Raw genomic sequence first — 25,173 nt, 5'->3', positions numbered from 1 at the left:
ATATTGAATCTAAATAGAGTGTATAATAGGATTTGTTTTCAAATAAGATTCTTACACTTAAGAAAAAATGCCATCACTCATGGGATAAACCGTACAGTATATATGGTAAAAGGAAAGCTGACAATTAATGAAAAAATATGTTCTGTTTTCTGTCTTAGAAAGAAGTACCCAATTCCATTAATCAAAGTGTGTAATCGTAATATTCTTAAAAATTGCTGTCCCGCCATCTGAATACAATGTGATGGCTTGATCATCTATATGAGGAAATATTAAATTCGAATGAACAATCTTCCCATCATCTACAAAAACCTCGATACTACTTTTATCAACAAGGATCTTTAAATGTACTTGTTTTTGTTCAGCAGGAAAAGGTGCTCTACTTTCTGAATGTGAATTCAGCTCATCTGGATGATCAGTCAAAGAACGATTTACATACGAATATTTTTCTTTTATAAATATTCCTACATTCACATATCGCTCTTGATCAGAAGATTCTCTAAGTCTTAAACCGACATTATCTAACTCTGTCCAAGAGATATCTGTCTCTAGTTGATAAATTTCTCCTGTCATCTCTAGTTGCTTTTGGCCGTTTACTTCTATTTCCTTTAGATGATCTTTTGTCTTGGCCAGATTGTTGTATGTTTCGATTGGTTGGGATGCTAAATAATAGGAATTTTCCCTATTATTTTTTAATTGAATTTGTCGAACAACAGAATCCATTCCGTTATAGCCTTCTTGCAATGTAGGGGTATTGTCGGCATAATTCCAATTGTTCATCCATGCAAAAGCATATCTTTTCTTGTAATTATCACTATTACTATTACTTCCATCTTCAAAGGTCACTCCAGCATACCAATCAAAACCATAATCAAGCCATTGGGGTTCCAAATAATCAGCTGTAAAATGGTTTCCATCAAAATGACCAATCCAATATGCATAAGTATTGGGCTGATTCTTTGTTTTTCCATTTGCGCTAGCACCAAGCACCCATTTGAAGCTCCCATCATTTGTCTGCATATAGTAAAGATCCGGACATTCCACAATTCCTATATCCTTTGTATAAAAATCGCTGAGATATGCCCAATCTTTCAGATTAGAGGATTTATAAAAACCAATCTTTGTTCCTTCAGCCATTAACATTATCCATTTATGATACTCATTTGACCAAATGATTTTGGGATCACGAAAATCATTGGTTCCGGGATTTGTCATTATAGGTGTATCGTTGTATGAAGTGAATGTATTGCCATTATCGAGGCTATACCATAAGAACTGCTCTTGTTTTTGCTGATTGGCTGACGGCTGCGTGACGATTGCGATGAGTGCGTTATATCCAAATCCGGCAGTATTTTCCTTATCAACAACGACAGAACCTGACCAAGGGTCTCCATTTTGATTTGTGTATTTTGGGATGGCAATCCCTTTATCCTTCCAGTGGACTAAATCTTTTGATATAGCATGTCTCCATTCTGTACCATTACCATCAGGATAATCACCATTGTAAAGGTAATAATAATGATAGTACCCATCTAAATAGATTGGTTTTTGTGGATCATTTTTCCACTTGTCAGGAGTAGTAAAATGGTATTTGGGACGATAGGATTGACCATCAGAAATAATGTTCTGTTCTTGGTAGTCTACTGTTTCAATAAAAACCTTAGTGATTTGATTCCAAAATAAGAGGATGCCGACAAGCATAATGAGGCATAAGAGAAATAGGATTTTCTGTGTGTGTTTTGATGGTTTTTTCATGGTAGTATCACCGCGCTTATCCTGTATTTCCTTCTATTGGTAAAACATGCCAATTAAGTAGTAATTGGCATGTTTTACTGTTAATTATTTATAGTGATTTGACCTTGTTCTAAAATGCTATTTTTAACTACAGAAGTTTTATTCCCTTTAATATTTAATAAAAAGCTTGGGGCAAAAGTGGATTTATGATCTTCAAATAATCCTCTATTTGTCATATAGCTTGTGACAACTACATTGTCACTATTCTTTTGTGGAATCGCAAAATGAGCGTAGTTCCATGTAACATCATTTGGATCTAGATTTTGATGTAAAACAATACCTGTTTTGTTTAAAGGTTTATATGGTCCAGTAATAGAATTAGCTACATAGCCTAATAGGTAAATATCTTTGTCGTTAATCCCATCAATAGTCATTTTTGATCCTCTAGAACTTGTAAATAGATACCATTTACCATCTTTTTCAAAGATATTTGCACGTTCAATTTCATCAGTAACAGTATTGGAAGCGATTAACGGCTTCATTTCTTTCTTAAGTGTATAATCATCATTAATCTCAATGATTCCTAATGCACCATTTGCAAGTGTTGCTAAATTCTTTTTAGGACTTTGTAATAACTGCTTTTTTTCTGTTCTGAAAAATTTAGTGTTTCCCCCATAATAGATTTTATTAAATAATGATTCTTCTCCTTGATAGCCATAATCTGTTCCTGTATTAGCTTCAAATACAAGATATTTGTGTCCATTGTCTTCAACGTAGTGAGGATCTCTTAAAGTATGGTTATCTGCATAATTTCCACCCGAAAAAGCTTGATCAACTGTTTGGTATACTGAGCCATCTCCACCATCATAGATCGATTTATGATCTTCCACACCATCGATTTTTAATGTATTTGCATCTAATTTAGATACATTAACTTGGGCAGTAGTTAGTGTTTGTTTCCCAAAAAATCCATGTTCAGGATCCCAGCCATGACGATTTGTATAGAATAAGCGAATTTTTCCATCAGAAGTGAAAGTGGCTGAACCAGACCATTCTTCTGCTTGATTATTTAAAATAACATCATTGGTAGCATATTTATCGCTGTCTTTAAATACTCTTCCTGCATTTTTCCATGCATTAATGGAATTATCACCAATTTTTTTATAGAACATGTAAATAAATGTATCCCATCCTTTATCAGGATCTCCAGCTAATCCAAACACAATTTGATAGCCATTATATTCTGCAACCGTTCCATCTGCATTTTGTAGCGGCCATGTATCCCAGACATCTAAGTCAATCAAATTACCATTTTCGTCATAGCCCTTTGCTGAAGGAATGTTTTTAATCGTTGATTCATCAAAAGTTGGCACTTTAAATTTAGAATCGTTTTGTTGTTCGGTTATGTTTTCCATATCGAATCGAGTGATATGTGAAATACCATAGGATTCTTTGTGGTCTAACATTTCTTTTTGTTTTGCAAAAGTTAGTGATCCACTACCTCCAAATAAAATAGCTGTACTCAATAATACGACTGTTGCTTGTTTAGCTGGTTTGTTCAATTTCATGGTTTACCTCCTAGAATGTGTTAGATGAAACAAAAGATAAGGACAGGGTAGAACTGCTGATATATTAAATCAAACCAGCAAATTCACCGTGTTTCTAATAAAAATTATAGGTTAATCTAGTTTCTACGCATATGGCATAAATTGATAGAAATCTAGTCTTATATTGATATAAGATAAATCGAATATACTAGGTGGATGTAATAGAAGTCCGGGACCTTCTTCCTTATTTCATATAGAGAGAATGATTGTTTGTAAAAAACACAAAAAATAGCTCCCTGCAAAAGGGAGCTATTAGAAGGTAGGAATTAGTGGGAAGATGGAACGGCAGCCTTATCCCAAGATTTTTGAAATTCTTGCAACAATTGATCTCGATTTAGCTGTTTGCCCACGTATAATTGCATGGCTAATCCAAATTCTTCTCGTGCACTACCAGGAAAGGAAAACCAGTTGGCTCTAAGGATTTTTCCTGTTTGGTAGTAATTCATAATTTCCGTTGCAAGAGGTCCTAGATGGTGTGTCTCTATATGGTCAAAAGCTGGAATGAATTTAAATTGTTCCGTCATAAAGGACTTTCCTTGCTCTGAAAATACCATCCAGTTTAGAAAGTTTTTAGCTGCTTTTTTCTTTTCATTAGATGATTGCTTGTTTACTACCCAATAATTAGAAACATTAACAACTATTGCATCAGCTGGTTCCTCGTTAATAGGAATCGGCAGAAATCCAATGTTCATGTTGGGAGATTGCTGATCAATTATTGGCTGAATCCAATTGCCTTGTTGGATCATCGCAGCTTTTCCTGAAGCGAAGAGGTGAACTTCTGTATTATAGTCCGTTGTTAGGGGATTGTTATTTCCATATTTGAGGGTAGTATCAAGTAAAGAAATAATATCTAAGAAGTTTTGATTGCTTGCAATATTTGTGGTTCCCTTGTTTAGTTGGGCAATAAATGCTTCAGGATTATCTTGTTGTGCAAAAGCAATATTTAAGAGATGATCCCCAAGCTTCCACTCTTCATAATATCCAGTTGCAAAGGGAGTAATACCTGATTCTTCTAATATTTTTGCTGTTTCCTGTAACTCAGATAACGTTTTAGGAAGCGTATGAATTCCTACCTTATGGAATAAATCCTTGTTATAAATGAATCCATATCCTTCTATATTAAGTGGCATTCCATACACTTTGCCATCCATTGTTACTGGTTTCAATGTGTCTTTATATGCATGCTTAATCCATGGTTGATCAGATAGATCTTCTAAATAGTCGCTCCATATTTTCGCATTGTCATATCCTGTATTTGTAAAAATATCAGGACCATTCCCAGCAGCAATTTGGGCTTTCAAATCAGCAAGATCATCAACAGCACCACCAACAGTATGGACTTGAATATCTATATTTGGATGTTCGAGTTCATATGCCATAACCATTTCCTCAAATTCTGTAGAAATTTCTACTTTTGGATTTCGTATAGTTAGTGTGATACGTTCATCGGTTGTTTCTCTTTCTCTTGAGTATTCTTCTGACTTAGGTTGACAAGCTGAAAGTGCAACAATCATCAGTCCTGCAATAAGCCATGTGAATGTCCACTTTGTCATAATTTCACTCTCATTTATTAATAAATTGTTGTATTATCTACTTTGCGTCTAACGTTTTCAGACAATTTCTGTACTCAAATGGCGTTAAGCCAACCATTTTTTTAAATAGTTTGGAGAAGTATTTTTCGTCCTGATAACCCAGTAATAAAGCAATTGCATAAATGTTATCATCTTTTTCACGAAGCAAGAATTTTGCTCTTTCGATTCTCAGCTTCATAATATATTTAGATAAGGGCATGCCTGTTTGCTGTTTGAACTTTCTGGAGATATGCTCGCGACTTAAGAAAAATAGATTAGAAAGTTTTTCTAAACTTAATTCTTCCATATAATAAGTATCAACATAAGAAACAATATCCTGCATTCGCTTGGCATCATCTATATCATTTAAACGATGAATCGTTCGGTAATTTTGTTCTTCAACTGCTTTTTGCATCGCTTGATAAGACTCGTGTATTTTTTCTAACGATGTTAGGGGTGCACCATTTACGATTCGTATAGGAATATCGAATTGTTGAATAATCCATTCTTCAACAGAAAGCCATTGTTGGTATGTTGTAATCACTAGGCAAAGGCTATGATCATGTTGAAGGGTAAAAGCATTTCCTATTCTTTTTTGAACAAGTTCATCTGCAAGTAACTGGATATATGGTTCAGAATGGTGCATCTGATAAAAAGAAATAAGTGTAAGCTCATACTCCTCTCCATTGGGAAGATAAGAAGAAAGCTCTATTAAGTCAAATTCTTCTCCCATACAGGCTTGTGTAGCCAATTGATTCAAGCGCAGTCTTTTTGCATCTTCCAAAACACCAGCATCTTTATTCTCCATTGTCCATGATTGCACGGCATCCGTTAGTGTATTGTTAAAAGATTCAGCTTCAATCGGCTTTAATAAGTAATCAAAGCTGCTGCACTGAATTGCTTTGCGCATATAGGTATAATCGTCAAATCCAGTGATTAGAATAACTTTTCCAGGATAAGAAATAGAATCTAGCCACTCAATTATTTCTATTCCATCCATTTTCGGCATCTTTACGTCTGAAAAGATAATTTCTGGTTTTTGTTTTTTTATGATTTTTTTTGCTTCTTCTCCATTACTAGCTTCTAAAATAGTAGTAATTCCATGTTTTTTCCATTCTCCGATATAGCGAATAACATAACGTACATTAATTTCGTCGTCTACAATAAGAACTTTCATATAGAATGAACCTCCTCTGAAATAATGGTTCACGATGATGAACCATCCATTTAATTCTGCATCTGGATATATATCTTTACAATAAATCCCTGCCCATTGTTTGTATCTATCTCTAAACCAGCTTTTGCTTCGTAGTTTAGAAGAAGGCGGTCATGGATATTTTTTAAACCAATATGCTCGTTAGAAAAGTCGCCAGGATAAGGAGCACAATAGATATTATTGTTTAATCTTTCCAGTTCTTCCGCTGATAAACTTGAGTAGTCATTTTCAACTATTAGATACAAAAAATCTTCTTTAATTTCGCCTGTTATGTTTAATTGAGAGTCAAAATAGCCTTGTTCATAGCAATGTTTAAAATAGTTCTCTACTAGTGGTTGGAGTATCATACTAGGGATTTTTATCTCTTGTATTACTTCATTTATATTAATAGAGTATTTTAGCTTACTGCCAAAACGCTCTCTTTGTAGTGTTAAGTAGGCTTTTATATAATCCATTTCTTCACGGACTAGAACCCATTGATCTGCTCGGATGGAATACCTCATCATTTTAGATAAGGACGTTACAAGCTGATAGATTTTAGGAGAGTTATATTGAAGCGCAACTGCTCCGATGGATTGAAGAGCATTAAATAGAAAGTGAGGATTCACTTGCGATTTGAGTGCTCGTAATTGATTTTTTCTATTCTCAATCTCTAATTTGTATTCGCGATCAATATGGAGATTAATACGTTCCAACATCTCTTTCATATGCTTTTCTAGATGGCCGATTTCGTCTTCTCTATTATTGTTAAAAGGAACACTTAAGTTTCCTCCTTTAATAGAAAGTACCTTTTGACTAAGATTTTTAATAGGTCGTGATATATAGTAGGCAAGGATGCCGATCATTATTAGTCCTAGTAACCCCACCCCTATTCCAACAAGGATATTTGTATAAGCGGTTTGTCTAGCTTCATAAAATAATCTATCACTTGGCGTCACCTTTACAATTTTCCACTGATGGAATGGTTCTGATAAAGTTTTAGTCAATATAATATCATTTTTCTTATTTTGGTTAGTATTAAAGAAATTCTGGTCTGTTGTTTTTCCTATTAGAGAAGTATTGTTTGTATACATCACAACATCACGCTCATTAAGAAGAAAGATGGAATCGCCTTTCTCCTGCAATAGACTATTACAAATCTGTGCATACTCGTCTAAATCTATATCAATGGTAATAATCCCAAGAAATTCTTTGGATAACGGATCCAGTATTTTATGATGGATAGTCATAACCGTTGTTTTGTCTGATTCAGGAATAATAGCCGCATTATTATAGTTTCCAATCGAATGTGGAGGCTCTATTAAATAATGTGAGTTCAAATGCAAAAGCTCTTGCATAGATTCTTGCTTCATTAATTGAATTTGTGGTTTTCTTGCACTAATCATTCCATTATAAATAGTAAAAGATTCTTTATTCTTATCCAAATAAAAGCGGATTTGGCGTATTTCGGAACGCATAAGGAAAAAAGTTTCGATGTTTTCTTCCATTGCAATTGAATTAAAATAAATGGAATCTTCATAGCCATTAGTGAAAATCTGAAAAAAATCTGGATTTCTATATAAAATATATGGCAGGTTGATCATATCGTTAAAATATTGATCTAGTTCAATAGATAATTTATCTATTTGCTCTTTGCTGTTTTGAAGTTCATGTTGTTCAACACTTTCCTTTGTATATCCATAAATAATTAAAACCGATAAAAAATATGGCAGGATAATGAAAGCAAGAAGCATGAAAAATAAACGACTTTGTATGCTTTTCATATAAAGAAGTTCCTTTCTTTCCGTTAATTTCATTATCTAGTCTTAAAAAAATTTAGATGGCATTCAAATAACCTGTCCTTTAAATCTAAATCCTTTTAAACAAATAAGTCAATATACATAGGTGGAAAGAAAGTTAGAAGTAATTTCTGTTGTTTTTTCAATTAAACCGCTGATTGGTATCGCTTACTCGTAAAAAGAAAGCGGTATCAAATGGAATAAAAATGAATCAATGGCACTATAAAATGAATCTTTATTACGAAATTTAGGCAATTATGATTGAATATTGTCATACTATCTATCATTTTGTTACACGCTCGTTAAAAATGCGGAAATTATTAGGTTAATTTTTATACATTTGTTCAATCTAAATGTAATGATGTAACGAAAGAAATATTTATCGAGTTATCTAAAATTAGTAGAGGAAAGTACAAGTAAAGAGAAAGTAGCAAAACTATGGGCGAAGTTGCCATCCTACTTTGTCTAAAGTAATTTTGTTCGCTTAATACCATTTAAAGATCATATTAATGTAGAAGCAAAATCCGTTCTAGATTATAAGGAAGCACTATTAGACTAAAAGATTACACCTTAGGGAATGCTTCAAATCTATCATAATCAGCCAATTCCTACTGTATTACTGAAATCTATCTAAAAGGAAACATGGAAGTGATAGAAAAGTGCCTAGACCTGAGTGGGCAATTGTTCACTCAGGTCTAGGCACTATTTTGCTTGGTGAATTTTACCTTGAACCGTTTCGTAGCTTACTTTTTAAACTCATTCAATCTTTCGTATGTCTCCAGAAGAAACTGATAAAATAATAATTCTGTTGGAAGAAGTTTTCGATGGGTGGGATAAATGACACCGACGGTTCGAGTGAGATTGTTATCTGAAAGGGGGATGACGCAAGTAGACCGTGGTGTGTTATCTACGAGAGTCATTTCAGGCATTAAGGCAACGCCCAATCCTGCAGATACTAATCCTTTTAGTGCATCAATATCTTTTCCCTCAAATGCAATCTGTGGTGAAAAACCTGCATCAAGACATGCTGTAACTACTTGATCACGAAATACAAATCCTTCAGGCAAAACACAGAAAAAGTCGTCTTTTAGGTCTTTTAACTGGATTTCTTTTTGCTTACTTAAAGGGTGATGAAGTGGAAGGAGTGCGACTATATTTTCTGTAAATAATGTCGCACCTTTAATTTTAGTTTCTTTTTCACGATTCGGCATTGGCGCAATCATCGCCAAATTAAATTCCCCATTAATTACTCCATCGATGAGATCGTGATATAGGGCATTGCTCATATGGAATTTAGCTTCTGGATAACGGGTGCGAAAAGAATAAATGATGGAGGGTAGGGTATGAGCAGCCATGCTAATAGGAAATGCGATTCTAACTGTTCCTTTTTCAGGATCAAGGGACTCCTCTACTTCTCTTTTTGCGTCTTCCATCATACTCCATACTTGCTTCATGCGTTCAAAAAAAACATTACCTAGAGGCGTTAATTTTACGCTTCTCCCTTCACGTATAAAAAGTTCTACTCCTAATTCTGTTTCTAAGTTAAAAATCTGACGACTCACAGATGACTGCGCAACATGCAAAGAATCGGCAGCTTCTGTAATATGTTCTCTTTTGGCAGCTTCTAAAAAATATTGAATTTGTCTTATTTCCATATCTTCACTCTTTTCCACTCATGCGCATAACGCATGAATTCAATCCGAAATTAGTATTGAAACTATTAATTATAAAATTATAAAATAAAAACATCTTTTAGAAAAGAGAATATTCTAACATTAAAAACATTAGGGGCTGAAAAAGGATGAAAGTGCTGGAGGAAAAAGAAGAGGTTCAAACACAAACCGTGACAGATTACGTTAACGAGTTGTTTATTCAAGTTCAACAACGCAATCCTCACGAAAAGGAGTTCCAGCAGGCAGTTAAAGAAGTCCTCGTTTCTTTAGTTCCTGTACTTGAAAAAAATCCAACATATATTAAACATGCTGTATTAGAAAGAATGCTTGAACCAGATCGACTAATTAGCTTTAAAGTACCTTGGGTAGATGATGCGGGAAATATAAAAGTAAACCGAGGCTATCGTGTCCAATTTAATAATGCGATTGGACCTTATAAAGGAGGATTAAGATTTCATTCTTCTGTTAATGCAAGCATTATTAAATTTCTAGGGTTTGAGCAAATCTTTAAAAACTCATTAACTGGTCAACCGATAGGTGGCGGGAAAGGTGGTTCCGATTTCGATCCTAAGGGCAAATCAGATCAAGAAATTATGCGTTTTTGTCAGAGCTTTATGACAGAACTTAGCAAGTATATTGGACCAGATATCGATGTCCCTGCTGGAGATATTGGCGTAGGTGCAAGAGAAATTGGCTATCTGTTTGGACAATATAAAAGATTAAAAGGTGCTTATGAAGCTGGTGTTTTAACAGGAAAAGGTGTCGGTTATGGAGGAAGCTTAGGGCGGAAAGAGGCGACAGGATACGGATTAGTGTATTTCGTGGAAGAAATGCTAAAAAGTCAAGGACTACACTTTAATAACAGTAGAGTTGTTGTGTCAGGTTCAGGAAATGTATCTATTTATGCCATGGAGAAGGCGATACAGTTAGGAGCAAAGGTTGTAGCTTGTAGTGATTCAAATGGCTACATATATGATCCCAATGGCATTAATCTAGAAACAGTAAAGCAATTAAAAGAAGTAGAAAATAAGAGAATCTATGAATATGTAAAAGAACATCCAGATGCTCTTTATCAGGAAGGATATACTGGTATTTGGGGGATACCATGTGATATTGCATTGCCATGTGCAACACAAAATGAGCTTAATAAGGAAGCGGCAGAAAAGTTAATCTCTAATGGTGTAAATGCAGTAGGAGAAGGTGCAAATATGCCTTCTACATTAGAAGCAGTTGATACCTTTATTCATCATAATGTGTTATTTGCACCTGCTAAAGCTGCAAATGCAGGTGGAGTAGCAGTTTCCGCTTTAGAAATGGCACAAAATAGTGCAAGAATAGCTTGGACACAGGATGAGGTAGACAAAAAATTACAAGACATCATGAAAAATATTTATAGTAAAAGTATAAAAGCAGCAGAGGATTATGCGACGAGAGGAAATCTTGTAGCAGGAGCAAATATTGCTGGTTTTATTAAAGTAGCAGATGCAATGATTGCACAGGGGATTATATAACAAGCTTATCACCAGATAGGATTAATAAAAAATAGTAGGAGAATCAGCAATTTGCCGATTCTCTTATTTATATTATAGGCAAACATATCTTTTTAAAGTGCTGCCCTATTTTTTTCGTATGAATATCAATCTTACTAACTAAAAATACTTCGACATTCGTAAAATAAAATTGTATTCTTGACTTTTTCGCGTTATACTATCTATAAATTTAATATTCTGAATATAAAGAATATTAAAATAGTATTGCGTGTAAAATAACAGAACGAAGGAGGAAGGATTATGCTAAACAATTGGAAAGTACAATTAGAAGAAATGTATGACAAAATGGTGGAATGGCGCAGATATTTGCATCAGTATCCTGAATTATCAAATCAGGAATATAAGACTTCCAAGCTAATCACATCTCTTTTATCGGAATATGGGATTGAGAGAAAAGTAAATGTTGGAGGTATGGGAATTATAGGCTATATAAAGGGAGCGCAACCAGGAAAAACCATTGCGTTAAGAGCTGACTTTGATGCATTGCCTATTCAGGATGAAAAGGATGTCCCGTATAAATCAAAAGTAGACGGAGTAATGCATGCATGTGGACATGATGGACATACAGCCACCCTGTTAGCAGTTGGTAAGGTATTACAAGAAAATAGAGACGACTTAGCAGGCAATGTAGTGCTCCTCTTTCAACATGCAGAAGAAGGCGGTGGTGGAGCAAGAAAAATGATTGCAGATAATTGTCTCGAAGGAGTAGATGCCATTTTCGCTAATCACTTATGGAGTTTAATCCCAACTGGAACAATTTCATATACGAAAGGGTATACAACAGCAGCAGGAGACGGATTCCAGATTAAAATTAAAGGCAAAGGCGGTCATGGCTCTTCTCCGCATGATACCATTGATTCTATTGCTGTAGCTGGTCAGCTGATCAATCAGCTTCAATACATAGTAAGTCGAAGAGTGAACCCTCAAAAAACAGCTGTTGTGACTATTGGCTCCATTCATGCAGGGGATGCTAGCAATGTAATAGCAGATTCTGCGATATTAAAAGGAACGGTGCGAACATATGAAAAAGAAGTGCAGCAATTAGTAGAGGAAGCCATGAATGATGCAATCAAAGGAATATGCTTGAGTTCAAAGGCAGATTATGAATTTGACTATTTCCATGGAGTCCCAGGGGTTTATAATCATCCGAATGAGACGGAGATATTTGCCAGATCCACGAAAGATACACTGCCAGAAGTGAACGTGGAAGAAGTGCCAGCACTGTTAGTCAGTGAGGATTTTGCCAATTATCTGGAGGAAAAGCCAGGTATGCTTTTCTTTACTGGAGCAGGAAATGAAGACTTAGGAGCTGCATATCCCCATCACCATCCTAAATTTGATTTCGACGAAAGGGCAATGCTAAATGCAGGAAAAGCAATGCTCTCTATCATTCATTATTATCTTGTGGAAAAAGCTTTGGAAGTGATGGCACCATATAATGCAGTAAAGTGAAGGGGAAGCTTTCTTTTACTTAAACACCTTGTTTACGTTATGACAAAATGAATGAAAGAGTCTTGTCCTAACACTCCATGATTCTATTTGATTTTGGCCATAAATGAAGTAATTCTCCGCTCCATTCCACTTGTTTTTAAGCTAATAAAAAAGCCAAACAATCATATGCAACTGTGTGATTGATTAGCTTTTTCTTTTGCTTGATTATTTATATCTTAGCCTCCCATTATAGTTTAGATTTCTTATAAACTATCAAAATGCAAGTGAACAGGACAATTAGTGAATGTCCTAAGTGAAAACTTTTACACTTTTTAGTGCCAGGTACCAGCGATGGACAAATGTCTTTTTAAGGTGCCTGGCACTTTGTTAGGCACTTTGTTATGAAAAAAATATTTAGCCTTCATACCATTATCTAGTACAATAATAGTAGATTTAATTACTTATGAAAGAAGTGTTTGTGTATTGGAAGAGATAAAAAAATTGTTTATTGCATTCCCAAAGAAGACTGTATCACTGCTTGAATTAGAACAAGTGATAAAGCCATTTATTCGTAGCTATGAGGAATTTGCTCAAGTAGTGTTGGAATTGGAAGCAGAAGGAATTCTTGGAATGGTAAAAGCAAAAGGAAGAAATAGTCGAAATCCTTCACTTGCCTTTCAATATCGTATTCAAAAGAAAATGTTAGTAGATGATTATCATAAGGAATTACAATCCTACCGAAGAAACTTGCACCCATCCATTAATTTGGACGCATACTATCAAGAAGAACCTAATGTTTGGAAAAAACACTTACCTTATATCCAGAAGATTGATCAGTATTTGCAGAAGTTTTCTTTTCCAACTGAAGAAGTACCTGCTCCAGAACGGAGCTATGAATTAGTGGAAGATGAGAAATGGATAGTGGAAAAAGGAGGAAAAGAAATACTCGAGAAAATCGGTCTCTTTCATTCATTGAAAATTATCCCAGTTTCTGAACCACTCATGTTCGCAATTAATCCTATGCAAATAACAGTAGAAGAACAGTTTCATTTAATAGTTGAAAATAAGACAACCTTTCAAGGGCTACTTCCTGTATTAAAAGAAACAAAATTTTCTACATTAATCTACGGGAGTGGAAAAGCAGTAATAAAAAGTATTGAACAATTTCCTATGCAGTATCCTGTAATAGCTAAACACTATTTTTTCTACTTTGGTGATATAGATCATGAAGGCATATCCATTTGGTATTCCTTGAATGAAAAACAGAATATGATATTAGCACTTCCTTTCTATGAAGCTTGTTTGCATAAGAAATCTGCTATGGGAAAAGCATATCAAAAAAGTAGAGAAATAGCATTCAGTCAATTTTTATCCTATTTTCCTTTGGAGCAGCAACTGCAAATTCAACGCCTCTTAGAAGACGGATGCTATTATCCACAGGAAACACTTAAAACTAAGGAGTTGCAGCAAATTTGGAGGGAGTCAAATTGGACAAGCTTGAATTACAAGAAATAACGAATGGATATAGAGAACGAATGCATCGTCTCGCTTTATTTGATCCATTATATGAATTAGAAAGAAAACGAGAACAAGATCAACAAGAGTTGATGGTTGATATGAAAGGACTTGGATTGCTTTCCTTGCTTTTCTTTTTTGAGCAGAAATTAATTCGGAATTATAAAGTTGGTACAAAACAATTGGCTCGCTTTTTGCAAAAGCTAACGGAAAATCAATATATACTTGATGAGCGGGATTATGAAAGAATAGCAAGAACTATTATTCAAATATTTCGACCTACAACAGGGAGGAAACGCAGTTATTCTTATTATAATTGGGATTCAGGAAAAGAGGATATAATAGACTATTCTATTCTCAAAGCGAATAATTTTGATATGGAAACCAATACACAATATTATACGTTGGATGAAGATGGGCTTGAATTAGTGTTTGCGACGAAAGAATTTTATAGTGAATTTCAACTGTCTATTAATCAGCTTATGTTGCGGAAACAATTGGATCGAGGGGAGTTTAAAGGAGCTCTGCGCCAGATTAATGAAATGAGAATAGATGTAGAAAGTTTAGATGAACGAATTGGAAAGTTAAAACATGAGATTCAGCGGAGTATTGTTTCAGAAGAAACCTTTGCCCGCTATAAACAGCTATTAGAAGATATTTCTGCCCGATTATCAAGAGAAGATGAAGAATTTAAAGAGCTCCGCCAATTTGTAAAAGAGACAAGAGAAAGATTGTATTCCAAAGATGTTCACAAGAAGGAGCACAAAACGTATGAATTAATTCTTACCATTACAAGAGAATTAGAAGGAGTACATTATGAGCATTCAAGGTTGTTGGAACAGACACTATCCTTAAAAAATACTACGCTAGTGACTGCCCAAGAATCGCTATATTATACGGGGATACAAGCATTTAATTTCGATCAAGATATTGTTTCTCATTTGATTTCCACACCATTACCTTTTGAAGCGATGCAAGGCGTTTTGCACCCATTTTTAAAAGTGGAAGAAAATCACTTCTGGTCACCTCTAACCATTTTGGCTGAACAAAATATAAACGAAGAAAGAGAAAAACCAGTGGAGCAAGGATTAATAGAGCTAAGTAATGAAGACGAAGATGGACCTTATCGGAAAAATCTAATGAAAAAATATAAAGAGATTATGGAATTATTTTTATTTGCCTATCAGACAGGGAAGGGGAATACTTTATCTTCCTATCTTCATTTTTTAGACGAAATTGGACAATCGTCGCTCTATGAAAATCGTTATTTTTATGAATTTTGGTTAATCTTGCATCAAAGGTCACCAATTGCGCAAGGTTCTATACAGGAAGAAGAAGGAACAACCTTACTTGGTGAAGCTTTGGCACTTATAGAAAATCGTACGCTTATTGTTATAGAAGAAAAGAGTGTTATTAGACAATTTGCCCGCTATTCAATTCAAGAAATGATTATTTCTTTGGAAGGAGAAGAAAATGAATTACTCGGAACAAACGATTAAGAATGCTTTTCAAATATATACAAGATTAGTTCGGGATGGTGTAGCAGATAAAGAAGCTGTTCAGCAATATAAAGCAGATGACGAAATTCGAGGATTGCTCGATCTATTTAGTAAAGAAGTGGACTGTGTTATTGTGAATACCAGCGAACAAATGCTATTAATACCAGAAACGAAACTATCCCCCTTTCATGTTAGCAATGAATGGCTGAAGCGAAATTATTTACGTTCTGGAGCAACAAATGGAGATATTTATTTGCTTTATTTTGCGACCATCGTCCTTTTTGGTAGTTTTTACGATACCTATCAAAGCATAGAGCCCACAAGACTTTTCTTAAGATTGGATGAATGGGTGCGCTTTATTCATGAACGAATAGAGCATCTAAAGACGCATGATGAAGATACATTGAAGGAACTGGAAAAGGAGTTTTCTTATAATTGGAGTATCATTATCGAGAAATGGGAAGACATGGATGATATTAAGGAAACGGCTAAAAAGCAGGCTGGAAATACAATCAGTCGGTTTAGTTTCATGAATACGGTAAAGCGATTCTTAATTGATCAAGATTTAATCCAAGATATTGGTAATAATGAAATAACCTTAACGGAAAAGGCGAAAACAATCATTCAGCGATATTTTATGGAAGTGGAATATAATAATGGCATTTTCGAGTTTATTTATAGCTTTAGTAAGGAGGAAAGTCATGCCATCGATTAGCAAAATCCGGTTAACGAATGTGATCTATGAAGAGGGGAATAAGCGTTACAACAATGAGATTTTTTTATTTGATGGACAAAATAGTGCGATTCTTTTAGAAAACGGCGGAGGAAAGACTGTTTTTATTCAAACTGCCCTGCAAGCTATTTTGCCTCATGCAGATTTAGCAGATCGGAAAATCAAGAATACATTAATGCTTGAGAATGCTCCGGCGCATATTGCCATTGAATGGATTACCAATGATAATCCAAGACATTATGTAGTAACAGCGGTGTCGCTATTTACAACAAAACAAGGAATCGATTCACTACGCTATGTCTATGATTACGGAGAAAACGATGCAAACAGCATGGAAGAAATTCCTTTTGTGAAAGAAGGGAAAGCAGGAAAAAGAACGGCAGAAAAAGGCGAAATGCAAGACTACTATAGTTATATGCGAGAAAAATCTTTATCGGCGAGAACATTTCAGACAATTAAAGAGTATAAGCAGTATATAGAAGAACAATTTCAAATCATCACAAGTGAATGGGAAAGTATTGCGAAAATTAATAGTTCAGAAGGGGGAGTAGAAGCTTTTTTTGACGACTGCAAAAACACGAATCAATTATTTGACCGTCTATTAATACCTATAGTAGAAAATTCAATTGTTGGTCATGATACGCAGTTGTTCGCTAATACATTTGAACAACAGCATGCCAGTTTAAAAAACTATCAAAATTTAAAAGAAACATTAGAAGAAAATAAACAAATACAAAGGAAATTGGAAGATTTCACAAAAAAATATGAAGTACTTCATTTTCAAGAAAATGTTTATGAAAAAACGAAACAGTTTGTAAAAGGTCTTTATAAGGAAGCGATTAGCCAAAAAGAAAGCTACTTAGCAGAACAACAAAGTATTACAGAAAAATGGAAGGAATGGTTTTCGAGTAATCATTTATATGAAGTGAAAGAGGCTTCTTTTGATATTTTACAAGAAGAGTGGAAGTTTCAGAATTTAGATCAAGCTTATAAAGAAAGTTATCAACAAAAAAATGACAAAGAAGAAAATCTCAAGCGGTATAAAAAAGAATTTTACTCCTTAAAACTAAAAGGTTTAAAGAACGAAAAACGTGTATTAATAGAAGCGCTAACCAACATAGAAGCAGAACTGAAAATGCATGATCAAAAGGAAGAAGTGCAAGATTTTAGAGAACAATTAGTGGAAGTAAAAGCAACTTTGTTAGGGTGGTATGAAGGAGAATTTGAACGGTTAGAAAAAAATAAGCAAGAGATAAGGTATCAACTAAATCCTATAATGGATGGGATTGCTAGTAAAGAATCAAAGCAAAGAGATTTATTGGCAAGGGAGAAGGAGATAGAGGCACTTAATACACAAATTACTACGACAATTAATTATCTTAAAAAGGATATGGGGCGTATAAAACAACAAATTCTTGCCAATCCAGAACAAGAAAAAGTTGAAGCAGAGCTCTTAGTATGGCAGCATAGAGCACAGCATCTCGATCAAGAAATCATTCGTCTGGAACAGGAAATGAAGCAATTTCTGGTGGAGATAAAAGAAGCAGAGCAAAGAAAAGAAGAGGTTCAATTGCAAGTGATGAATCTGGAAAAAGAGATGGACAAAATCTCCTATAACCTGTCACTTGGAGAACAAGCAGAAAAAAAGCTAATAAAAGAACTTGCAACTCTTTATGCTGCATGGAATGCCCTTGATACAGTATATTTAAAACAAGAATCCATTGAACATAGAATTACTGAAACATTGGTGAATGTAAAGAAAGAAAAGGAGAAGTTACTGGATAAAGAAAGAATGGCCCATCGCTTTGTTGATGATTACGCGAATCAAGATATTTTCTTTGGGGATTCCTACCTTGAAAAACAGCTTTGGTCATGGAAAAATCAATTGGACTATGTAGTAACTGGAGTAGAGTATTTACAAGAATTAGATGAAGCAGAAAAGCAAGCAGCAAAACAATACCCTTTATGGCCGATTACGTTGGTTACAACACAAAAATCTAAGTTGAAGCTCCTAGATCGAATTTCCAATATGACCAAAGAGCTGCAATACCCAATTGTGGTACTTACTACTGAAGAAGCATTAACGATTCAAGATTATCAAGCAAATGAAAATTGGGTAGTGCCGTCTCACTGGCAAGCAAACTCAAGTCAAAATCATTTCGCGGAATGGAAAAAACAGGTTAGTACGATTGCGAAGGAAGCTACTCTGCTTCGTGAGGAAAAAGAATTGGAAGTGAAGAAATGGCAAGATGCCCAGCAGACATTCCGAAACTTTCTGGAAACATATCCATTTGCTCGTATAACAGAATGGAAGAATCAGCAGAATGAAGCAAAAGCTTTATTAGAGAATTTAGAGCAGCAACTTCAAAAGGAAAAAAAACTTATACTTTCTTTTCAGGATAAAGGGAAAAAGCATACAATTACGGTTAAAGATTATCGAGATGAGAAAAATGGGTTAGAAGGAAAAATCGATAAAGGGACACAATATGTACAGTACTCCAAAGAAGTTCTAGATGTCTCTAGAAAGGAAATAGATACTAGAAATCAACTCGTAGAAATAAAAAAAGAGCTTATCGGAATTGAACGACAACTAACTGATTTTAAGGAAGAGAAAGAGTATCTAGATGAACAGATAAGTAGGAATAAGGTGAGAGCAGAAATGCTTCAGCAAGAGGAGGAGTATAAATCTTTAGGAACCATTATTCCGATCTTTTCAAATGAGGATAAATCGACAATTAAAGAAAAAATGTTCTCATTAGAAATGAAAATTCGTGAAATAACGGTTGCCGAAGGAGAATTACTCGCTAAAAGAGAAGCAAATCAAAATTCTCTTAACAAAGTAAAAAATCAAATAGAAGAGTTACAAAAGGAACATCCTTATATAGATGAAACGATAGAGTTTCTAAGTGACCACAAGCTATTGCAAGATCAGTTATGGAATCAAATGCAAACTGTTGAAAGTGAAATTGAGAAACTAGTAAATGAAGTAGAGCGCAGAAACACCCGAAAAGAAAGACAACATGGTATATGGCAACTAAAAGTGAAACAATTTAAAGAGAAATTCCTAGAAGAAGTAGTTCATTTTACCAAAATAAAATCGGAAATTATGGAAGAACTAGCAATAGAAAAAGAGGCTTTACTCGAAAGAAAAGCATATTTAGAGAAAGAAGAAGCAAGAATTAAAAAGGAGTTAACTTCTATAGGTGAAGCGATTTTAGGCATGGATCTTTTTGAGGACAGTCATCATTTTAAAGCACCGCATATTGTACCATTTTCTATAGCACAGGAAGAAATACTTACCTTTACTTATAATCGCCAGAAATATATAGATAAAGTAGTGAAGGAATTAAAGCAGAATAAACAATTAGTGGAAACAGAGCAGACGGAAGTGGAAAAGTCTCGACGAAAATTCCGAGAGTTTTGTAATCGTGAAATTTCGAATATTAAGCTGCAGCAGATGGCTATCACTGGCCTAGATAATAAACAAAACTATGAAGATTTGTTAGAGTTTAAGAAAAATATGCTTCTTCGTATTGAGAAAATATCTAACTATGCCATGGAGCATATCCGTCAAAGTGACGAAGATTTACAATTTTTTATCAATCAAATCCATTCCCATTTACAAACACTGGTCGAAGAAATCAATCAAATTCCTAAGAAAACAAGAGTGAAGGTGGAAGATGATTGGAAGCAAATCTATACCTTTAAAATTCCTGAATGGGAAGAAGATGCTGGTAAGATGAGAATAAGAGACTATATTGAATGGATTTTACAACAATTGGATTCAGAAAGATTCTTAAATGACTTAGGACAACAAGATACAGTGAAAATTCGAAAAGAGACAGAGAAATGGCTGCAGACGAAACAGTTACTCCAAGTAGTAATGAGTAATGATGTTTTAAAAGTAAACTGTCGCAAAGTAACCAATGATAATAAGGTATCCACTCGGAACTACAGCTGGGAGCAAAGTAATGTCTGGTCCGGTGGGGAAAAATGGAGTAAGAATATGACTCTATTTTTAGGCATACTCAATTATGTAGCAGAAAAGAAAAAACATCAACCAACTAACCGAAAACGTAATAGGGTGGTAATTCTCGATAATCCATTCGGAAAAGCATCGAGCGACCATGTGTTAAGTCCGGTCTTTTTCGTTGCCGAACAGTTAGGATTTCAAATAATTGCGTTAACAGCACATGCAGAAGGTAAATTTTTGCAAGATTATTTTCCAATCCTTTATAGCTGCCGCTTAAGACCATCAAATGATGCTAGTAAAAAGATTATGACGAAGGAGAAATGGCTGCACCATGCATTTTTCCAAGATCATGAGCCACAAACGATTGATCGGCTTGGGGAGACGGAGCAGATGACGTTATTTGAGTAATGGAAATGGTAGCAAACAATAGTGCTTGTCACCTTATTTGGTGACAGGTACTATTGTTGTTTTCTAGAGTGGATTTTTCATAATCTATCAAAATGAAACTGGATAGCACTGTTATAATAGTTGTAATAAACTATATCTGAAGTTTGTCTCTAAGAAAAGTCTGGGTAAGTCTTCTGTGTAGTTGCTTGGTCCAAATCATGCCCATAAAAAATACGAGTAGGACGTATTTCGGCCATAAGATTTTTAATTTTTCTAATCGATTCAGTAGCTATTTGTTGATCAAATGTAGCAAATGGAATGTCATCTTCATAATTTTCTTTTGTATAGGCTAAATCAATCGTCAATAAAATAGGCCCAGATTGCTTCGTAGTTACAAGAATTGATTGATGTCCAGGTGTATGACCAGGAGTGAAGAGAAGTTGAATTCCAGGCATGAGTTCATAATCTCCTTGAATGGCCTTATAATTTAAATCTGCTTGCGTGCATTCTGGTGGAGCATATCCTTCGTTTCCAATAGAAACATCCAGCTCTGCTTGCTGAACAAATATAGGTGTTTTGGGAAACAGCGGATTTCCACCAGCGTGATCCATATGTAAATGGGAAGAAATGATTGCTTGAATGTCATCTGGTTTATAGCCAATTCTATCTAATACGGAAAGAATATGATCTTCCTTTCTCATATCAGGTAAGAACAACCCTTCAAATGGCGTATAATCAAAATAACCTGGATTTTCAATAAACGATTCTGGCATACCTGTATCAATAAGGATAGGGCCATCCTTTGTTTCTAGCAGATAGGACCATATTTGTAAGGTTACAAGCTTTCCAGGCTCTAATTTTTGATTTAAAGAAGAATGATCTAGCGTTAATTTTCCTGTAGGTAACCAGTAAAGTTTTTCTATCATTTAGTACCACTCCTTAATAGTTAGAATAATCAGATTAAAAACATTATGTCATAGATTTAGCTTTTTGAACATGTATATATGCTTTAATCTTCATGGAATCTAGTAGTTCATCTACAGAAGCAGCATTTATTTCTGAATGGAGTTGCAACACCATTCAGAAATAAATGTCTTTTCTAGTGCTTGGTATTCGTTTTTCACTATAAGCAAGATGTTTATGTTTGACAATAAAAAAGGATAAGCGTAAATTATAAATTGAACAAACGTTCAAAACGATTGTTCAAATAGATGATAGTTTATTATTTTTTAAAGTAATGAATCTATTAAGGAACAGAAAGGGAGAATTTACAATGGATTTCAAACATATTACTGTTGCTGGTAGTGGAGTTTTAGGTAGTCAAATTGCCTTTCAAACTGCATTTATGGGGTATAAAGTATCCGTATACGATATAAATGAGGAAGTTCTAGAAAAAGCAAAAGATCGCCTTCAAGATTTAATGCCATACTACAAAAAAGATATCGGTTCTACGGATGCAGAGTTAAAGGAAGCTTATGGTCGTCTTTCTTTTTATTCGAACTTAGCAGATGCGGTTGAAAATGCAGATCTTGTTATTGAAGCAATCCCTGAAGTAGTCCAAATTAAAACAGATTTTTACAAACAGTTAGCCACTGTTGCTCCAGAAAAAACTATTTTTGCTACAAATTCTTCCACACTTCTACCAAGCCAATTTGTTGAAGCTACTGGACGTCCAGATAAGTTCTTAGCTCTTCATTTTGCTAATGAAATTTGGAAAAATAACACTGCGGAAATTATGAAGCATAAAGGAACTTCTGAAAGTGTTTTTGAAGAAGTAATAGCTTTTGCAAAAAGTATTGGAATGATTGCATTACCACTTCATAAAGAACAGCCAGGCTATATTTTGAACTCCTTATTAGTTCCTCTGTTAGAAGCAGCTCAAATGTTACTTGTTAATGAAGTAGCAGAAGTGGAAACAATCGATAAAACATGGATGGTAGCAACTGGAGCACCTATGGGACCATTTGCAATTCTTGATGTAGTCGGTATTACTACTGCTTATAACATTACAAAAGGAAAAGCAGATGCAACTGGAGCTGCTGAATATATAAAGTTAGCTGATAAATTAAAAGTTGATTATATTGATAAAGGAAAATTAGGACGTGCAACAGGAGAGGGATTCTATAAATATCCAAATCCAAGTTTCGCTGATCCTGACTTTTTAAAAAATAAATAAGTAGGAAAATGCCGAAAGTTCTATCCAAGTGTAAATTGACAAGTAAAAAGGACAAGCATAAACTAGTATTTTAAAAAGTTCATTATTTGTTCATGTAGGACAGGAAGAGGGAACTATGGCAAAGCAAATAGTAAATGATGAAGAAAAAAATAAACAAGTAAAAGTTCAAATATTACATGCCGCTAAGCATCTATTTTCTAAAAAGGGATATGATGGAACAACAGTGAGGCAGATATGTGAAGAGGCAAAGGTATCTCTTGCGTTGGTATCCTACCATTTTGGTGGAAAAGAAAATGTATTTTATGCACTTTTTGAACCGTTGAGAGAATCTTTTATGACGACAGAATATGATTTATCGGATTCTTTAGAGGCTTTAAAAGAATTTTGTAAAAGATTTATTCTGTATCGTCATGAAGAACATGAATTAATTAATATTTTGCAGCAGGAAATTGTAATGAATAGTCCTAGGATTGGGATGCTAAAAGATGTCTTCTTACCTTCTTGGGAACAACTTCGGGTAATATTGCTGGCATGTATGGAGCAGAAAACGATTCATTTTCCTTCAGTTGATTTAGCTATTGACTTTATTATGGGAACTTTAATGTATTCTTACCATAATAGTTTCTTAAATCGTGGGAGTTTAGATCTTACATCCGAAGAGATTGCAGATTATGCGGTGCGTTTTCTTTTACAAGGACTTATCGATCCCGAATTAAAGAGCAGGAAGTCTTCTCTTTAACAAAGATAAGGAGATTAGTAAGGGATACACTTATCCTATAAAAGGTTGATTGGTTAAACAAACGATCGGTGAGGTATAGAAAAAAATAACCTCCTGATTGATGGTAAGTATTTTCATAAAGGGGAGTACAGTAATGAAAGCAGCCAATTTTTATGGAGCAAAAGATATCAGAATTGAAGAAACAGCAGTTCCTTCATTAGAAAGTGGTATGGTGAAAATAAAAGTTGCATTTGCAGGCATTTGTGGAAGTGATATGCATGAATATCTTGCTGGGGCATACCCTTTTCGTACCCATTCTGTATGGGGACATGAATTTTCTGGTACGGTTGTCGAAGTTGGTGAAGGTGTTTCAAAGGCTAATGTTGGAGATAGAGTCGCTGTTGAACCGTTAACACCATGTGGGAAATGTACGAACTGTAAACGAGGGTATTTCAATATATGTAAATTGGGTGGCTCTTATGGCTATACAAAATCTGGTGGATTTGCTGAATATGCAGTGGTGAACCAAGAGAATGTATATCTTTTACCAGATCAAATGAGTTTAGAGCTTGGAGCCTTTGTTGAGCCAACTTCAGTTGCTGTACATGCAGTACGTACAAGTCAGCTTCGTCTTGGTGACACTGCTGCTATATTCGGTGCAGGACCAATTGGATTACTTGTTTTACAGGCAGTAAAAGCCGCAGGAGCAAGTGAAATCTTTGTCGTTGAAGTATCTGATGAAAGACGGAAAAAAGCATTGGAATTAGGGGCAACCTATGTACTCAATCCTCTGGAGGAAGATGTACGAAGTATTATTCTAGATAATACTGAAGGGGGAGTAGATGTTGCTTACGATGCTGCAGGAGTGGAAGCGACATTTACAACAGGCATAGCTTCTATCCGACCTGGAGGAGAATTTAAAATAGTAAGTGTATGGGAGAAACCAGTTTCTTTTAGTCCAAATTTAATCGTTTCTCCAGAAGTAAAGGTAAGTGGTTCATTTGCCTATAATAATCTATTCCCTGAAGTAATTCGATTACTAGCACGTGGTGTGATTAATGGAAATGCAGTTATAACAAGCAAGATTGCCTTGGATGATATAGTTACAGAAGGATTGGAAAAATTAACGAATGATCGCAGTCAGTGCAAAATTTTGGTAGAAATGAGTAGTGATTGATTTCTATCATTTGGATTAATGTTGTGCTTTTTTAGGAAGTATTTTTAAGTTTTGTGAAAATTTGTAGAGAATTTAATCTTATTTTCTGAGTGTCAGGCAACTGCAAAGGACAAGTGTCTTTTAGTGGTGCCTGGCTTTTGTTTTTTTTAGAACTCTACATATAGAAGAGCATTGAAATAAACATTATATCAAAGAGGAAAATGCCTTTTATGTTGTATGAGTAAAATGTTTGTGGGAGAATAAATATCCTTTTTGTCTAGTTGGGGGACGATTCCCCCAACTAGACAAAAAGGCCACCAAGCGAGAGCGCGGTAGCTGGAAAAAATTAAGCATTAAAAAAGAGAGCTTCCTTTTGTAAAGTAGAATTTGACTAGAAAACTACGAAAAGGAGAGGCTCTCATGAATCAATGTAACACAAAAATGCCATCATTAAAAGAA

Annotated in this window: 16 protein-coding genes; 9 read left to right on the top strand and 7 right to left on the bottom strand. The window is 34.7% G+C overall.

Annotated features, from left to right (window positions below; translation table 11 throughout):
- Window positions 1–177: 177 nt before the first annotated feature.
- The 6 genes from ACTQ5K_RS17890 to ACTQ5K_RS17865 form a co-directional block, all read right to left on the bottom strand.
- Window positions 178–1,752, bottom strand: coding sequence for a glycoside hydrolase family 32 protein (locus ACTQ5K_RS17890; protein ID WP_251628467.1), 1,575 nt, complete (start codon window positions 1,750–1,752; stop codon window positions 178–180).
- A gap of 80 nt (window positions 1,753–1,832) precedes the next feature.
- Window positions 1,833–3,299: a glycoside hydrolase family 68 protein gene (locus tag ACTQ5K_RS17885; RefSeq protein WP_031536434.1), complete on the bottom strand. Its 1,467-nt coding sequence runs from the start codon at window positions 3,297–3,299 to the stop codon at window positions 1,833–1,835.
- A gap of 305 nt (window positions 3,300–3,604) precedes the next feature.
- Complete coding sequence (locus tag ACTQ5K_RS17880) at window positions 3,605–4,891, bottom strand: ABC transporter substrate-binding protein (protein WP_031536435.1); 1,287 nt, start codon at window positions 4,889–4,891, stop codon at window positions 3,605–3,607.
- A 37-nt stretch (window positions 4,892–4,928) separates the two neighbouring features.
- Window positions 4,929–6,086, bottom strand: a complete 1,158-nt coding sequence (locus ACTQ5K_RS17875) for a response regulator transcription factor (RefSeq protein WP_441994162.1) — start codon at window positions 6,084–6,086, stop codon at window positions 4,929–4,931.
- A gap of 50 nt (window positions 6,087–6,136) precedes the next feature.
- Window positions 6,137–7,888: a cache domain-containing sensor histidine kinase gene (locus tag ACTQ5K_RS17870; RefSeq protein ID WP_048718695.1), complete on the bottom strand. Its 1,752-nt coding sequence runs from the start codon at window positions 7,886–7,888 to the stop codon at window positions 6,137–6,139.
- Between the two features lie 758 nt (window positions 7,889–8,646).
- A complete protein-coding gene (locus tag ACTQ5K_RS17865) occupies window positions 8,647–9,558 on the bottom strand; it encodes a LysR family transcriptional regulator (protein WP_031536438.1) in 912 nt (303 codons plus the stop codon).
- 146 nt (window positions 9,559–9,704) lie between these two features.
- Here ACTQ5K_RS17865 and gdhA point away from each other — a divergent pair, with 146 nt between their 5' ends.
- The 6 genes from gdhA (at window position 9,705) to ACTQ5K_RS17835 (ending at window position 20,685) form a co-directional block, all read left to right on the top strand.
- The gene (gene gdhA, locus ACTQ5K_RS17860) at window positions 9,705–11,087 is read left to right on the top strand and encodes an NADP-specific glutamate dehydrogenase (protein WP_441994161.1); all 1,383 of its coding nucleotides are present in this window, start codon (window positions 9,705–9,707) and stop codon (window positions 11,085–11,087) included.
- A 279-nt stretch (window positions 11,088–11,366) separates the two neighbouring features.
- Entirely contained in the window at window positions 11,367–12,578 is a 1,212-nt protein-coding gene (locus ACTQ5K_RS17855; protein WP_441994160.1) for a M20 metallopeptidase family protein, read from the top strand.
- A gap of 462 nt (window positions 12,579–13,040) precedes the next feature.
- A complete protein-coding gene (locus ACTQ5K_RS17850) occupies window positions 13,041–14,072 on the top strand; it encodes a Wadjet anti-phage system protein JetD domain-containing protein (RefSeq protein WP_048717813.1) in 1,032 nt (343 codons plus the stop codon).
- On the top strand, window positions 14,045–15,571 hold the full coding sequence (locus ACTQ5K_RS17845; RefSeq protein WP_035416739.1) for a hypothetical protein: 1,527 nt from the start codon (window positions 14,045–14,047) through the stop codon (window positions 15,569–15,571). Before ACTQ5K_RS17850 ends, ACTQ5K_RS17845 begins: the two co-directional genes overlap by 28 nt.
- Window positions 15,546–16,286, top strand: a complete 741-nt coding sequence (locus tag ACTQ5K_RS17840) for a DUF6063 family protein (RefSeq protein WP_031539938.1) — start codon at window positions 15,546–15,548, stop codon at window positions 16,284–16,286. Before ACTQ5K_RS17845 ends, ACTQ5K_RS17840 begins: the two co-directional genes overlap by 26 nt.
- Window positions 16,273–20,685: a hypothetical protein gene (locus ACTQ5K_RS17835; protein WP_441994159.1), complete on the top strand. Its 4,413-nt coding sequence runs from the start codon at window positions 16,273–16,275 to the stop codon at window positions 20,683–20,685. Before ACTQ5K_RS17840 ends, ACTQ5K_RS17835 begins: the two co-directional genes overlap by 14 nt.
- Before the next feature lie 149 nt (window positions 20,686–20,834).
- Here the strand turns inward: ACTQ5K_RS17835 and aiiA are convergent, their stop codons facing one another.
- Complete coding sequence (gene aiiA, locus ACTQ5K_RS17830; RefSeq protein ID WP_031539940.1) at window positions 20,835–21,590, bottom strand: quorum-quenching N-acyl homoserine lactonase AiiA; 756 nt, start codon at window positions 21,588–21,590, stop codon at window positions 20,835–20,837.
- 347 nt (window positions 21,591–21,937) lie between these two features.
- On the opposite strand from aiiA, the gene ACTQ5K_RS17825 reads away from it, so the two are divergent.
- From ACTQ5K_RS17825 to ACTQ5K_RS17815, 3 genes are all read left to right on the top strand, one after another.
- Entirely contained in the window at window positions 21,938–22,840 is a 903-nt protein-coding gene (locus tag ACTQ5K_RS17825; protein WP_031539941.1) for a 3-hydroxyacyl-CoA dehydrogenase, read from the top strand.
- A 115-nt stretch (window positions 22,841–22,955) separates the two neighbouring features.
- Window positions 22,956–23,579 carry a TetR family transcriptional regulator gene (locus tag ACTQ5K_RS17820; RefSeq protein ID WP_031537996.1) on the top strand — a complete coding sequence of 208 codons (624 nt, stop codon included), beginning with the start codon at window positions 22,956–22,958 and terminating at the stop codon, window positions 23,577–23,579.
- 133 nt (window positions 23,580–23,712) lie between these two features.
- Entirely contained in the window at window positions 23,713–24,735 is a 1,023-nt protein-coding gene (locus ACTQ5K_RS17815; RefSeq protein WP_441994158.1) for a 2,3-butanediol dehydrogenase, read from the top strand.
- Window positions 24,736–25,173 lie beyond the last annotated feature (438 nt).

The sequence above is a fragment of the Niallia sp. Sow4_A1 genome (assembly GCF_052116745.1).
In the GTDB taxonomy this organism is placed as follows: domain Bacteria; phylum Bacillota; class Bacilli; order Bacillales; family Cytobacillaceae; genus Niallia; species Niallia hominis.
The sequence above is the reverse complement of the archived record's forward strand: the minus strand, read 5'-3'. Positions and strand labels throughout refer to the sequence as shown.

Bases quoted from the DNA above. Each gene is read 5' to 3' on its own strand.
- ACTQ5K_RS17890 (WP_251628467.1), bottom strand. From the start codon at position 1,752: ATGAAAAAACCATCAAAACACACACAGAAAATCCTATTTCTCTTATGC.
- ACTQ5K_RS17885 (WP_031536434.1), bottom strand. From the start codon at position 3,299: ATGAAATTGAACAAACCAGCTAAACAAGCAACAGTCGTATTATTGAGT.
- ACTQ5K_RS17880 (WP_031536435.1), bottom strand. From the start codon at position 4,891: ATGACAAAGTGGACATTCACATGGCTTATTGCAGGACTGATGATTGTT.
- ACTQ5K_RS17875 (WP_441994162.1), bottom strand. From the start codon at position 6,086: ATGAAAGTTCTTATTGTAGACGACGAAATTAATGTACGTTATGTTATT.
- ACTQ5K_RS17870 (WP_048718695.1), bottom strand. From the start codon at position 7,888: ATGAAAAGCATACAAAGTCGTTTATTTTTCATGCTTCTTGCTTTCATT.
- ACTQ5K_RS17865 (WP_031536438.1), bottom strand. From the start codon at position 9,558: ATGGAAATAAGACAAATTCAATATTTTTTAGAAGCTGCCAAAAGAGAA.
- gdhA (WP_441994161.1), top strand. From the start codon at position 9,705: ATGAAAGTGCTGGAGGAAAAAGAAGAGGTTCAAACACAAACCGTGACA.
- ACTQ5K_RS17855 (WP_441994160.1), top strand. From the start codon at position 11,367: ATGCTAAACAATTGGAAAGTACAATTAGAAGAAATGTATGACAAAATG.
- ACTQ5K_RS17840 (WP_031539938.1), top strand. From the start codon at position 15,546: ATGAATTACTCGGAACAAACGATTAAGAATGCTTTTCAAATATATACA.
- ACTQ5K_RS17835 (WP_441994159.1), top strand. From the start codon at position 16,273: ATGCCATCGATTAGCAAAATCCGGTTAACGAATGTGATCTATGAAGAG.
- aiiA (WP_031539940.1), bottom strand. From the start codon at position 21,590: ATGATAGAAAAACTTTACTGGTTACCTACAGGAAAATTAACGCTAGAT.
- ACTQ5K_RS17825 (WP_031539941.1), top strand. From the start codon at position 21,938: ATGGATTTCAAACATATTACTGTTGCTGGTAGTGGAGTTTTAGGTAGT.
- ACTQ5K_RS17820 (WP_031537996.1), top strand. From the start codon at position 22,956: ATGGCAAAGCAAATAGTAAATGATGAAGAAAAAAATAAACAAGTAAAA.
- ACTQ5K_RS17815 (WP_441994158.1), top strand. From the start codon at position 23,713: ATGAAAGCAGCCAATTTTTATGGAGCAAAAGATATCAGAATTGAAGAA.